The sequence below is a fragment of the Colwellia sp. E150_009 genome (assembly GCF_053543955.1).
Genome location: NZ_JBHFOM010000027.1, coordinates 1 through 12,458, shown reverse-complemented (window position 1 = coordinate 12,458; position 12,458 = coordinate 1). Strand labels below are relative to the sequence as shown.

Below are 12,458 nucleotides of genomic sequence, written 5' to 3'. Positions count from 1 at the left end.
TACATTATAAATAAAAAAACCCATAAATGGGCTAAGTAGAATAGTACTTAGAAGTAATACGTTACATTGTTAACGTTGGCTCTGATGAATTTAGTTGCCGAGCTATAGCCGTTTCAATTTGATGCCGTATTTTATCTGGATCACTTGTAAAACTCACACCTATACCAGGAGGTGTGCCATTTTGTGCACCTAATGGTGTTAACCAACATACTTCACCCATAATTAAAGACGGTTCTAAAGAGTCTGGTAATAATACATTTAATTCAACTTCTGCACCTAATTCGAAATGTTTAGCTGTTCTGATAAATAAGCCTCCTTCTTTTAAAAAAGGCATATAAGCTATGTATAAGTCGTGTTCAGAATGAAATTCAATATTAATTGGGATCAAACTAGGTCTCCTGCGTGTTTATATTAGTTTGCTCAATTTCATCACTTATCTTCAGGATAAGTTGCTCACAAACAAACTGTTTGTTTGCTTGTACATAAGATTTTGTTACTTTACACCCATTAATGATAACTTTATAGATTTTATTCAATAGTTCAGCACTTAAAATGGGATAATTTACAGGTTCTGTTGTACTAATAAATTGTTTTCTTAACAAGTTAACCGTCAATTGCTCTAACCAACGTAATCCGTGTTCGTTTTTCAATAGTTGGTCAAGTAACTGTAATGCTGTTTGCTGGCCAGTAAGAAAGTTAAAGTAATCTATTTTAAAGCTTTCGAATGCTTCATTTAATACCTTATCTGTTAACTCTGGTAACTGAGTAATATTAGTAAAAGCATTATTCACATTAAACTGTGTTTCATTACGTATTAATTGATTTGATATATTTTGCAATAATGTTTGACCAACATTGGGTTTAATATTAATAACCCTACACCGACTCACGATTGTCGGTAATAATATGTCGATATCACTAGTTAATAATATAATAATACTATTTTCATTGGGTTCTTCTAGGGTTTTCAATAATGCATTAGCGGCTGCAATCGTCATTGTTTCAGCATTTTCAATTAATACTGTTTTGAATTTACCTAAATGCGCTTTTTTTTGCAAAAATAGGTTAGCATAACGAACATCGTCAATCCCTAAATTATTTTTTTCGGCAATTAAACTCAGGTGATCAGGATAGGTATTACTCTGCATCAACAAACATGTTTTACATACACCACAATGTTGTAAAAAAGTAACCTCATTATTCATTATTTGTTGTGGCTGTTGACAGCTTAATAAATGTAATAACCACTGTACAAATTCAGATTTACCCGACCCTGTAACGCCATTAAGAAGAATTGCATGGGGTAAAATATCACGACCGTATTGATCGCTAAATATCTGCTGAGATGAAAGTAACCAAGGTTGCATTTTAATTATCTATACTCTGTGGAAGCGAACTGAATCGATACTTATCAATTAACGTATCTATAATTTTTATTACCTCTTCTAAAACTTTTTCTTTCGATTGTGCTGCATCAACAACAGTAAATTTCTCAGGTGATTGAGCCGCTTGCGTTAGATAACCATTCCTAGCTTTGATTAGAAAATCTGACTTTTCATCTTCTAAACGGTCAAGCCCCTCTCCACGACTACGTACTCGTTTTAGCCCTTCTGACGGTTCTAAATCTAAAATGATATTCATGCTAGGGCTAAAGCCGTTTAATGCTAAATTATTAATTTTAATGATAGTATCTAAATCAATACCTCGAGCAAAGTGCTGAAAACTAAACGTGGCTGCGTCAAATCTGTCTGATAGTACTATTTTGCCTTTTTCTAGTGCTGGAATTATTTTTTCTTGAATATGTTGCGCACGCCCAGCACCAAACAACATAAGCTCAGTCATAAAAGACATTTCTGGCGTTGAGGGATCTAAAATCACATTTCTAATTTTCTCACCAATAGGTGTACCACCTGGTTCTCTAGTAAGTACAACATCAAACCCTTTAGAAACAAGGTAATTTTCAACACTTTTAATAACAGTTGTTTTACCAGCACCATTACTGCCGTCAAATACAACCATAAAACCTTTATTCATCGTTTTCTCAATTTAGTAAAGTATGTTTACAAGCATATAATAAACAAGATTTTTATTCATTACTTCTCTGTGTTTTCAAAAAGTCTCTAACCGTCGCATTATGCGCTTTTAATGTTTTACTAAAAATATGTTTGCCATTGCCATCACTAACAAAGTAATAATAATCACTTGTTTTTGGGTTAAGTGCCGCTTTAATTGCTGATAAGCCAGGCATAGCAATGGGGGTTGGCGGTAGACCATTTATTCTATAAGTATTATATGCTGTTTTTTCTTTTATATGGGCTCGGGTAATATCCCCTTGATAACGTTCACCTAATCCATAAATGATAGTGGGGTCTGTTTGTAATCGCATGTTCTTAGCTAATCGATTAATAAATACAGAGGCTATTAATGGCTGTTCAGGTATGTGGCTAGTTTCTTTTTCAATAATTGATGCCATGATCAACGCTTGGTAAGCTGTTTCATAAGGTAAAGCAATAGCTCTTTCTTGCCACAGTACATTCAGGGTGGTTTTCATTGCGTTATGTGCACGTACTAAAATATTAAAATCTGTAGTGCCTTGAGTAAAAGCATAGGTTTCAGGAAAAAACCAACCTTCTGGATTTTTTTGTTCAATACCTAAGCGTTTAGATATTTGCTCACCATTGAACGACGTTAATGTATGGGTTAATTGAGGTTGATTTTGTAATTGCGCAATTAATTGATTAAATGTAGTCCCTTCAACAATGGTAAAGCTAAATTGATGTTCTTTTCCCTGAGTAATAAGTGCTAAGAGGTTTTGTAAGCTTATATTTGGCACAACTTGATAAGTTCCAGCTTTGATTACGACTTTTTCAGGGTATAAACGCGCATAAGCTCGAAGCCAAAAGCGATTATTTAACCACTTATTACTAACTAATCTTTTTGAAAAAGAAGCAACGGAAGTGCCTTGTTTAACGGTAAACAATTGCTGTTGTGTAACCTGTAATGGTTGATTCATGTTTTTTTCTAATAAAAGAAAAAACACTAACAACAAAGCAAGTATGCTACTAATGCAAATGGAAAGAATTTTTTTCATTAAAAAGCCATTAACTCACTATTATTTTGCTATCGTTTTATCATTAATTTCATCCCGAATAGCTAACGGTAAATCTATTGACAATAAACGTCCATTAAAATTAGCTATTGGCATTACGCCCATCACACTGTTACAGATAAACATTGATTGAGCCTGAGATATCTCATTTACAGAAAGCGCCTTTACCATAGCACTTGGGTAATGTTTTAGAATAACTTGACGCATAATACCGTTAATACCACTTAGCGTTAAGTCAGGTGTATATAATTTTTTATCTAGGCTAATAAACACATTCGCACTCGTCGCTGAAATCACATCATTATTTAAGTTACTCACTAATAAATCATCTTCTGTTCTTATTGACAGTTCATTCCTCAATAACACTTGCTCAAGGCGGTTTAAATGTTTATAACCTGCAAGCATAGGGTTAAGCCCTATTTTTTGTTCACTTAGACCCAGTGAAATACCATTAAGAACTTGTTCATCATACTGTTTGGGGTAATCATGTACCATAATAATTAAATCATGGCTGTTGCACGGTGAGCGCCCATACCCCCTTCCCCCAGCTTTCGCTGAAATAATAACTTTAAGTACGGCTAAAGCATAGCTTTTGGCTGTAATGGCTAATTGCTTTGATAATTGACTTGAGGAAGGAGACGTAATACCTAATTTTTTACAGCCCAAAACTAATCTGTCGATATGTTGTGCTAAATATTGAACGTTACCGTTAATGATTTTTGCAGTAGTAAATAATCCGTCGCCATAAGCAAGACCACGACTTTCAATATCCATATGATTTTGTTGTATTCCATTAACGCAGCAAAACTTCATAACGTTATCTCTTTAATTATTGGAAAAAGAAAGTAACAGAAAAAAAGCCTGATACTTGCATCAAGTATTCAGGCTTAATTATATAATTTCAAGCGACTTTACATCTTTTTGAATATCAATGAGCCATTTGTTCCGCCAAAACCAAATGAGTTACACAGAACGTAATCTAAATGAATATCACGAGCCCCACCTTTAATATAATCTAGATCGCAGCCTTCATCAGGATTATCTAAGTTAATGGTAGGAGGCACTGAACCGTTGATTAACGCTTGTATACTAAAAATACTCTCAACAGCTCCCGCTGCGCCAAGTAAATGCCCAGTCATCGACTTTGTAGAGCCCATCATTACATTATATGCATTAGTACCAAAAATTGATTTTACTGCATTGGTTTCAGCAATATCACCAGCAGGTGTTGAAGTACCATGTGCATTAATATAGCCAATTTGATTTGCATTAAGTTTGGCATCATTGAGTGCATTTTGCATTGCACGTGCTGCACCAGCACCATCAGCTGGTGGCGAGGTCATATGATACGCATCACCACTCATACCAAAACCGACTAATTCAGCATAAATTTTTGCACCACGCGCTTTCGCATGTTCGTATTCTTCAACAACCACAACGCCAGCACCATCACCTAAAACAAAACCATCTCTGTCTTTATCCCAAGGACGAGAAGCAGCTTGAGGGTCATCATTACGTTTAGATAAAGCACGAGCAGCGCCAAAGCCCCCCATACCTAAAGTTGTCGATGCTTTTTCAGCACCTCCAGCCACCATCACATCAGCGTCGCCATAGGCGATCATTCGCGCAGCATGACCGATATTATGCACACCACTTGTGCAAGCGGTGGTAATAGATATATTAGGACCTTGTAAGCCAAACATTATCGATAAATGACCTGAGATCATATTGATGATGGTAGAAGGTACAAAAAATGGCGATAGTTTTTTAGGGCTACCTGTTTTTACCATTTTTTCATGATTTTGTTCAATTAAACCTAAACCACCTATGCCTGAACCTACGGCGACCCCAATACGGGGTGCATTTTCTTCTGTCACTTCAAACGCTGAATCTTTAATTGCCTGTACACCAGCCGCAACACCATATTGAATAAAAAGATCCATTTTTCTGGCTTCTTTCTTTTCCATATAGTTTTGTGCATCAAAATCTTTCACTAAGCCAGCAAATTTCGTGCTGTATTCCGTGGTGTCAAAATGATCAATATTACTAATACCACTTTTACCAAGCAGTAAGTTTTCCCAAGTAGCCTCAGGTGTATTACCTAACGGGCTAAGCATACCAATACCGGTAACTACAACACGTCTCATTGTGTTCTACCTCAAAAAGATTAAATAGGAGATATAAAAAAAGCGGTCACTTAAATGATAAGTATACCGCTCTTTCTCAATTACATTTTACGGTTATGTTTCTCAACATAACCCATCGTTACTTATCAACAATTACTGATTAGCGTTAACGTAATCGATTGCTGCTTGAACTGTAGTAATTTTTTCAGCTTCTTCGTCAGGAATTTCAGTATCAAATTCTTCTTCTAACGCCATTACTAACTCTACTGTGTCTAATGAATCAGCACCTAAATCATCAACGAAAGATGAATCAGTTTTAACTTCTGCTTCACTCACACCTAGTTGTTCAATAGTGATTTTTTTTACGCGTTCTTCGATAGTACTCATTTTTTTTCCTTTACTTACTGAAAGTATATTTTTTCAAATTGCGTGTAGTGTATTCGCCAAAAGCTTGCCATGCAAGCCTAAGCGATTATTTTTTTTTGTGGTCTAACCTGTTTTCACCACAAAAAAATTCATATATAACAACGAAGCCCTTAATTATAAAGGCTTACACCATGTACATACCGCCATTAACATGAATTGTTTCACCCGTAATATATGCGGCAGAATCTGAGGCTAAAAACGCAACTGTGCTCGCAATTTCTTCAGGTTTACCTAAACGATTTGCTGGCACTTGAGAAAAAATGCCTTCTTTTTGTTCATCTGTTAACGTTTTTGTCATGTCAGTATCAATGAAGCCAGGCGCTATAGTGTTCACAGTGATGCCACGAGAGGCAACTTCACGAGCAAGTGACTTAGTAAAACCTAATAATCCAGCTTTTGCAGTAGCATAATTAACTTGCCCAGCATTTCCCATAGTACCAACCACAGAACCGATATTAATAATTCGACCATTACGATTTTTCATCATGGGGCGAATTGCAGCTTTGCTAACTTTAAAAACAGAAGTAAGGTTAGTATCTAAAATATCTTGCCATTCATCATCTTTCATACGCATAAACAAGTTATCACGCGTGATACCAGCATTATTTACTAAAATATCAACTCCACCATGCACTTCTTTAATTGCAGTAAAGACCTCAGCAATAGAATCGTCACTTGTGACGTTTAAGACCAAACCATTACCAGCACCTAAATATTCAGCAATTTTTTCAGCACCATTAGCTGATGTAGCTGTGCCAATGACCGTTGCACCTAATACCTTTAGTTGTGTTGCAATCGCTTTACCAATGCCACGACTAGCGCCTGTTACAAGGGCTACTTTTCCTGTTAATGAAAACATACTATTTCCTATTGATTTTTATTTCTTCGTTATTTATAAATAAACGGATAATTACTAGCTTGCTTGTGTTAACACTTTCGCTTGTTCTAACGAATCAAGCGTATTTAAAGATACACAGCTAATAGATTTATTAATACGCTTTGCTAACCCCTGTAATACTTTTCCAGGCCCTACTTCAACCATTTGAGTAATACCTTGCTCGCCCAATTGGCTGACAGTTTCGCTCCAACGTACTGGGCTGTATAATTGTTTAACTAGAGCTGCTTTTATTGCTTCTCCGCTAGTTTCGATAGACACATCAACATTGTTAACGACATTAATGGTAGGTGTGTTAAAGGTAATACTTTCCAAATCAGTCGCTAATTTGTCAGCAGCATCACTCATTAAAGCACAATGAGAAGGAACGCTAACAGGCAAAGGTAATACACGTTTTGCTCCTGCTGCTTTACATAATTCACCTGCTCGTTCAACAGCCGCTTTATGACCCGCAATCACGACTTGACCTGGCGAATTAAAATTAACGGCTGATACCACTTCATCAGCTTGTGCTTGCGTACAAGCATCAATAATGGCTTGATCTTCTAAACCTATAACAGCTGCCATCGCACCAACACCAGCAGGAACACACGTTTGCATGTACTCCCCACGCTTTTCAACTAATTTAACACCATCAGTTAATGATAACACCCCAGCACAAACAAGCGCTGAATATTCGCCTAGACTATGCCCAGCTAAAATAGAGGGAATAACGTCAGACTCAGCTTGCCAAACGCGCCATAACGCCACGCTTGCCGTTAACAATGCTGGTTGAGTAATATGTGTTTGATTGAGCTGCTCTGCAGGCCCTTGAGCAATAAGTCGCCATAAATCATAACCTAGCGCGTCAGATGCTTCGCTAAAAGTTTTTTGAACAATGGTGTTATCACTAAAATCACTTAACATCGCCACAGCTTGAGAGCCTTGGCCAGGAAATACGAAGGCTAATTTACCTTGTAAGGATATATTTTGCATTTTTGTTGTTACTCTTTTTTATTTATTAGGCTTTTATTAATTACGCTTTTATATAAAACAATGTGGGCGACAATGTAGATGAATAGGTAAACAGTACTATAAACAATTATTGTACTAACAAACCTTGTTCTAAAGAGTTCTTTATTTTTTCAGGTACTTGCCTTTCAACTTCTTTAACTGCCTCTAAAATAGCCGAAAAAAATGCACTTGAATTAGCATTTCCATGGCTTTTTACTACAATACCGCGCAATCCTATCAAACTTGCACCGTTGTACTGGTCGGGGTTCATTGATTTAAACAATTTTTTTAAGCTAGGCTTGATAATAAACGTTAACATTTTAACTAAAATATTTTGTTTGAACAGTGTTTTAGATTTGTCAAACACCAAACGAGCGACTCCTTCACACGTTTTTAAGGCAACATTTCCCACAAAACCATCACAAACTATTACATCGGCTTTATTTGAAAAAATATCGCCGCCTTCAATAAAACCTATATAGTTAATCGCTTTATTTTCAGATAGTTCAAGTGCTGCCTGCTTAATATGATCACTTCCTTTGATAGCTTCTTCGCCCATATTTAGCAAGGCTATGCGAGGGTTTTCTATTCCATCAACTTGTTGAGCCATAACAGATCCCATAACACCAAACTGATACAACACGTGAGAATCACAAAATACATTTGCGCCTAAATCCAGCATAAATACATGTTTATCATCATTATGTGTTGGTAAAGAAGATATTAATGCAGGTCGTTCAACACCTGGGAGAGTTTTTAAGACAAAATGCGCCATCGAAAATAAAGCACCAGTATTACCAGCACTCACACAGGCTTGCGCTTTACCCTCATTAACAAGGTCTAATGCTTTACGCATAGACGAATCTTTTTTAGCTCGTAACGCAAAAGCTGGTTTTTCATCCATTTCAACCACTTCAGTTGTTGGAAAAACAGAGAGTTGTTTATGTTTATCTAATGTTTGTTGAGAAATATTTAATAGGGCAAGTTCTGCTGCAATGATATTTTTATCACCGCAAAGAATCAGGTGCAAATTAGGCAAATAATTAATTGCCATAACCGCAGAGGGAATAGTTATAGAGGGGCCTTTATCGCCCCCCATAACATCTAACGCTAAGGTTAGTATTTTTTGACTATTCAAGCTTAACTGTAGTAGCTATGAGCTTAAAATAGGGAGTTAAAATGTAATCGCTTATTTAGCGATTACTTTAACGCCTTTGTAAAAGCCATCGGCTGTTACGTGGTGACGACGATGCGTTTCACCAGATACTGGATCTACTGATAAGTTTTCTGCTGTTAAAGCATCATGTGAACGGCGCATGCCACGTCTTGAACGAGACTTTTTGCTTTTTTGAACTGCCATGAGTTACTCCTAAATCGGGTTATTAGTTAAATTGCTTAATGCGCTTAACTATTTAAGTTGTTTTAATACGTCAAATGGGTTCGGCTTCTCAAGCTCTTCTGGCAATTCACCCCAAACACTATCAGCATCAGCTGAACAGTCTTCGATTTCATGCCTTGGAATTAATGGAATTGCGAGTAATAACTCTTCTTCCACTAGATCTCGCAAGTTTACTTCACCATCTTCATTTAATTCTATTACATCATAATATGATGGAATATTCATCGCGGCTTCTTCATTTTTTGCAGGACTGAAAACAAAATCTACTTTCAATTCAGTATCAAAAAGTTCATTGCACCGCTGACAAGTTAATGCAACTAATGCCGATGCTGTACCTGACATTACTGTCAAACCACGTTCATCCACATCAAACTTAACACTAACTTGAACATGCTCGCTTCGCATTTCGCTGACAGCAAGCAGTCGAGTCATTTCCGACACGTTAAAAATACCTTCACACACAAGCCTACGTTGTGCGCTTCGGGTTGGGCTAATTGTTATCGGAAGCTTAAGATTCTGCATAAGGCGCGCATAATAAAGCCCCTAGCGGCAAGTGTCAAAAGAAAATTAGCATATTTCATTTAAAAACGATAGATTGACCCAATAATAGCAGCTAAATAATCATTTTTGTTATATTTTGTATCAAAAATGAGCAACTGATTCACTTATATCATTTATTTTAAGGATCTTTATGAAAACCTTAGTTTTAGGCTCTACCTCGCCTTTTCGTAAAAGTATTTTAGAAAAGCTTAACTTACCTTTTGAATGTGCTAAACCTGATATTGATGAAACAGCGTTAGTTAATGAGTCACCACAAGCGTTAGTTGAACGATTAGCCATTGAAAAAACAAAAGCTGTTGCACATAAATTTTCAAATGCATTAATTATTGGTTCAGATCAAGTCGCCGTTTGCGATGGTGAAATTTTAGGTAAACCTCATACTTTTGATAACGGCGTAAAACAGTTAACTCAGTTTAGTAATAAAAGTGTTATTTTTTACACTGGTCTATGTGTTTATGATAGCAGTGAAAATACCGTAAAATCATTAGTGGAACCTTTTATTGTACATTTTAATGAGTTGTCATTATCAGAAATAGAAAGCTATTTAAAGGCAGAACAACCTTATAACTGCGCAGGTAGCTTCAAGAGTGAAGGTTTAGGCATTTGCCTATTTAAAAAATTAGAAGGTGATGACCCCAATACGCTTATCGGTTTACCGCTCATAAAATTAGTTGCTTTACTTAAACAACATGGTTTAGACACTTTAAAAGAGCAACACGCACTATAACGTAACATCACGTAACATAAAAGAGTTTACACTCACGCTATGCTCTTTTACTCTTATTACTAAATGATCTATCTGAATTATCATTTATACGGATACTCACACTATTTTCATTGTAAACTAAATTGAATCAAATACATTAAAAATTAAGGAAAAAATAATGTTTAAAAAATATATATTTATATTTTCAACGCTGCTTATCTCTTCAAACGCTCTAGCAAAGTGGAGTCTCATCAATGATGAATCAACGGTTAATTATATTTCTATAAAATCATCAAAAGTAAGTGAGTTAAATCACTTTAATATGCTTAACGGAACATTAAATGATAATGGTTCGCTATCTATAGATATCGACTTAGCAAGTGTGGAAACCAATATTCCAATTCGTAATGAACGTGTAAAAACAATACTTTTTGAAACGACCTCTTTTACCAAAGCAAATATTCTTGCCAATTTAGACCTTAAAAAGCTTAATGCGCTTAACATTGGTGATACCTACACTAACCCAATTAAATTCAAATTATCCTTGCATGGTGTATCAAAAGAAATCACTGCCAACATACGCGTTGTAAAACTAACGAAAGATAAATTGCTAGCATTCTCATTAACCCCAATCATTATTGATGCTGAACAATATAATTTAGCTGAAGGTATTAACAAATTACGTGATATTGCAAAACTTCCATCAATCAGTACAACAGTGCCTGTTTCGTTTAGCTTAATCTTTGATAAAAAGTAAAGTGATTGAAAACAGTTGGTTAAAACAAGCGACAAAGGAGCACAAACCAACTGTTATTTGTCCTTTTGAATGACTTAATACTTATTGAGCTTTATCCCCAAAGGCTTTACTGCGATTACTCGAACCTTATATTGACGATGTTATTGTCGGCATATCGTTGTATTTATTTCATGCTGAGGGATAAAACTGTATTTGATGAAACTAAATTTTTAAAAGGTTAAGTAGCACAATGGCGTGAGCTTCTCGCCTAACTGAATGAAAAAGAGCATCATATTAATCGTCAAGCCAATTGTTGTTCATGATGATTACTATGCCATGTAGTTCAAGCCACGTTGTCTTGATTAGGCACGCCATTGGTGCGCATTACCTTATAAGAGCAATGAGTAAACTCGTTTACACCTTAACTGAGCCTGAAACTAACTGAGACCTGTTTAACACCAAGTAATCATCCTACTTGAATAGTGCCAGCAAAAGGTTAACCGATGAATGTCTAGTGCCCCTACTACCAAAAAGGATTAAGAAAAAGCAGGCAGTGATGAGATCACACTAAGAGAGCCTCAATATGTGTTTGCCGTAAACGAGCGTTTAATGGCTAACTGACATAACGAAGAAGACGAATTTACTGATTGAAAACAATTAGCTACCTAGCGGTAGCTAACAGAACACTATTGACTATTGACGCGAGATGGGCTCATATGTGTTATATGCAGTTACTTATTACAAGCACAAGCCTTTTTGCCATTTTTTTGATACCACTCTTGGTAATTACCACTTGAACAGGTTCGCTTTACATTAGGACAACTTGAAGCATTGTGACTTATTTTAGTACTTGTAGTTTTTTCAAAAACCTTCCCCAAGATGACATTAGCAACTTGATGACTAACAGGTTGAGATGAACAGCCTGATATAAGGATAATGATTAGTAGTGATAAATACTTCATGCGAACTCCATTTGCATATAACGAGACTGTAGAATTTCTCTATTCTCGAGAAAACACTGCCATTTTGTAAATTTAATAACTAATAAAACAACAAGTTAAAGATTTTAATTAATTTATCATAGATTAATAAGGACATCCAATTAAATTACAAATATTACCAAATGCAATCGATGAACTTTTCTCTATTTTCAAAATAAGGTGTCGATTAGATAGGTTAACTCACCTAAGCTGTCGAAAATGTGAGTATATTTTAGGTTTTTGTAAACGCTAGGTACAGTAAACGGCCAATCGATAATTGATGCTTGGTGGTTTGTTCTTTATTAGTTGATATTACTTTTTAGGCTAATGTTTCTGGTGGTGTTGCCATGTTGGTGTGTAAAACCACGCAGCAGCGTCAATCACTGTGGGCGTGTCATCATTGCTCGCACCATGAGCAAACGCCACTGTCTTGCGGAAACCGCAATTGCCCACAGTGTTTACAAAACACCACGTCACAGTGGCTAACGAGGCAAAAAGCAAAGCGCTTACCCGTTGATTATTTTATG

At 36.0% G+C, this 12,458-nt stretch carries 15 protein-coding genes and 1 pseudogene; 3 read left to right on the top strand and 13 right to left on the bottom strand.

Translation table 11 applies throughout. The features are described from left to right. Window positions 1-61 precede the first annotated feature (61 nt). The 12 genes from ACE1OF_RS12540 to yceD form a co-directional block, all read right to left on the bottom strand. Window positions 62-388, bottom strand: coding sequence for a PilZ domain-containing protein (locus tag ACE1OF_RS12540; RefSeq protein WP_448894911.1), 327 nt, complete (start codon window positions 386-388; stop codon window positions 62-64). A gap of 1 nt (window position 389) precedes the next feature. Beyond that, complete coding sequence (locus ACE1OF_RS12535) at window positions 390-1,367, bottom strand: DNA polymerase III subunit delta' (protein ID WP_448894910.1); 978 nt, start codon at window positions 1,365-1,367, stop codon at window positions 390-392. 1 nt (window position 1,368) lies between these two features. Next, window positions 1,369-2,034 carry a dTMP kinase gene (gene tmk / locus ACE1OF_RS12530; protein WP_448894908.1) on the bottom strand — a complete coding sequence of 222 codons (666 nt, stop codon included), beginning with the start codon at window positions 2,032-2,034 and terminating at the stop codon, window positions 1,369-1,371. A 52-nt stretch (window positions 2,035-2,086) separates the two neighbouring features. Further along, window positions 2,087-3,091 carry an endolytic transglycosylase MltG gene (gene mltG, locus ACE1OF_RS12525; protein WP_448894907.1) on the bottom strand — a complete coding sequence of 335 codons (1,005 nt, stop codon included), beginning with the start codon at window positions 3,089-3,091 and terminating at the stop codon, window positions 2,087-2,089. A 21-nt stretch (window positions 3,092-3,112) separates the two neighbouring features. Beyond that, window positions 3,113-3,922, bottom strand: a complete 810-nt coding sequence (gene pabC, locus ACE1OF_RS12520) for an aminodeoxychorismate lyase (RefSeq protein ID WP_448894906.1) — start codon at window positions 3,920-3,922, stop codon at window positions 3,113-3,115. Between the two features lie 98 nt (window positions 3,923-4,020). Then, window positions 4,021-5,256, bottom strand: a complete 1,236-nt coding sequence (gene fabF / locus ACE1OF_RS12515) for a beta-ketoacyl-ACP synthase II (RefSeq protein WP_448894905.1) — start codon at window positions 5,254-5,256, stop codon at window positions 4,021-4,023. 132 nt (window positions 5,257-5,388) lie between these two features. Beyond that, the gene (gene acpP, locus ACE1OF_RS12510; RefSeq protein WP_159820781.1) at window positions 5,389-5,622 is read right to left on the bottom strand and encodes an acyl carrier protein; all 234 of its coding nucleotides are present in this window, start codon (window positions 5,620-5,622) and stop codon (window positions 5,389-5,391) included. Window positions 5,623-5,785: 163 nt separating this feature from the next. Further along, complete coding sequence (gene fabG, locus ACE1OF_RS12505; RefSeq protein ID WP_448894904.1) at window positions 5,786-6,520, bottom strand: 3-oxoacyl-ACP reductase FabG; 735 nt, start codon at window positions 6,518-6,520, stop codon at window positions 5,786-5,788. 54 nt (window positions 6,521-6,574) lie between these two features. Continuing rightward, complete coding sequence (gene fabD / locus ACE1OF_RS12500; RefSeq protein ID WP_448894903.1) at window positions 6,575-7,531, bottom strand: ACP S-malonyltransferase; 957 nt, start codon at window positions 7,529-7,531, stop codon at window positions 6,575-6,577. A 106-nt stretch (window positions 7,532-7,637) separates the two neighbouring features. Continuing rightward, the gene (plsX, locus tag ACE1OF_RS12495) at window positions 7,638-8,648 is read right to left on the bottom strand and encodes a phosphate acyltransferase PlsX (RefSeq protein ID WP_448894952.1); all 1,011 of its coding nucleotides are present in this window, start codon (window positions 8,646-8,648) and stop codon (window positions 7,638-7,640) included. Between the two features lie 90 nt (window positions 8,649-8,738). Continuing rightward, the gene (gene rpmF / locus ACE1OF_RS12490) at window positions 8,739-8,909 is read right to left on the bottom strand and encodes a 50S ribosomal protein L32 (RefSeq protein WP_116000475.1); all 171 of its coding nucleotides are present in this window, start codon (window positions 8,907-8,909) and stop codon (window positions 8,739-8,741) included. 48 nt (window positions 8,910-8,957) lie between these two features. Continuing rightward, window positions 8,958-9,470 carry a 23S rRNA accumulation protein YceD gene (yceD, locus tag ACE1OF_RS12485; RefSeq protein WP_448894902.1) on the bottom strand — a complete coding sequence of 171 codons (513 nt, stop codon included), beginning with the start codon at window positions 9,468-9,470 and terminating at the stop codon, window positions 8,958-8,960. Between the two features lie 169 nt (window positions 9,471-9,639). Between yceD and ACE1OF_RS12480 the strand changes: the two genes are divergently transcribed. Further along, window positions 9,640-10,236: a Maf family protein gene (locus ACE1OF_RS12480; protein ID WP_448894901.1), complete on the top strand. Its 597-nt coding sequence runs from the start codon at window positions 9,640-9,642 to the stop codon at window positions 10,234-10,236. A 157-nt stretch (window positions 10,237-10,393) separates the two neighbouring features. Next, on the top strand, window positions 10,394-10,972 hold the full coding sequence (locus ACE1OF_RS12475) for a YceI family protein (protein ID WP_448894900.1): 579 nt from the start codon (window positions 10,394-10,396) through the stop codon (window positions 10,970-10,972). 710 nt (window positions 10,973-11,682) lie between these two features. On the opposite strand, the gene ACE1OF_RS12470 is transcribed toward ACE1OF_RS12475, so the two are convergent. Continuing rightward, window positions 11,683-11,913, bottom strand: a complete 231-nt coding sequence (locus tag ACE1OF_RS12470; protein ID WP_448894899.1) for a hypothetical protein — start codon at window positions 11,911-11,913, stop codon at window positions 11,683-11,685. A gap of 362 nt (window positions 11,914-12,275) precedes the next feature. On the opposite strand from ACE1OF_RS12470, the pseudogene ACE1OF_RS12465 reads away from it, so the two are divergent. Then, a pseudogene (locus tag ACE1OF_RS12465) lies at window positions 12,276-12,458 on the top strand (transposase zinc-binding domain-containing protein); the annotation flags it as partial.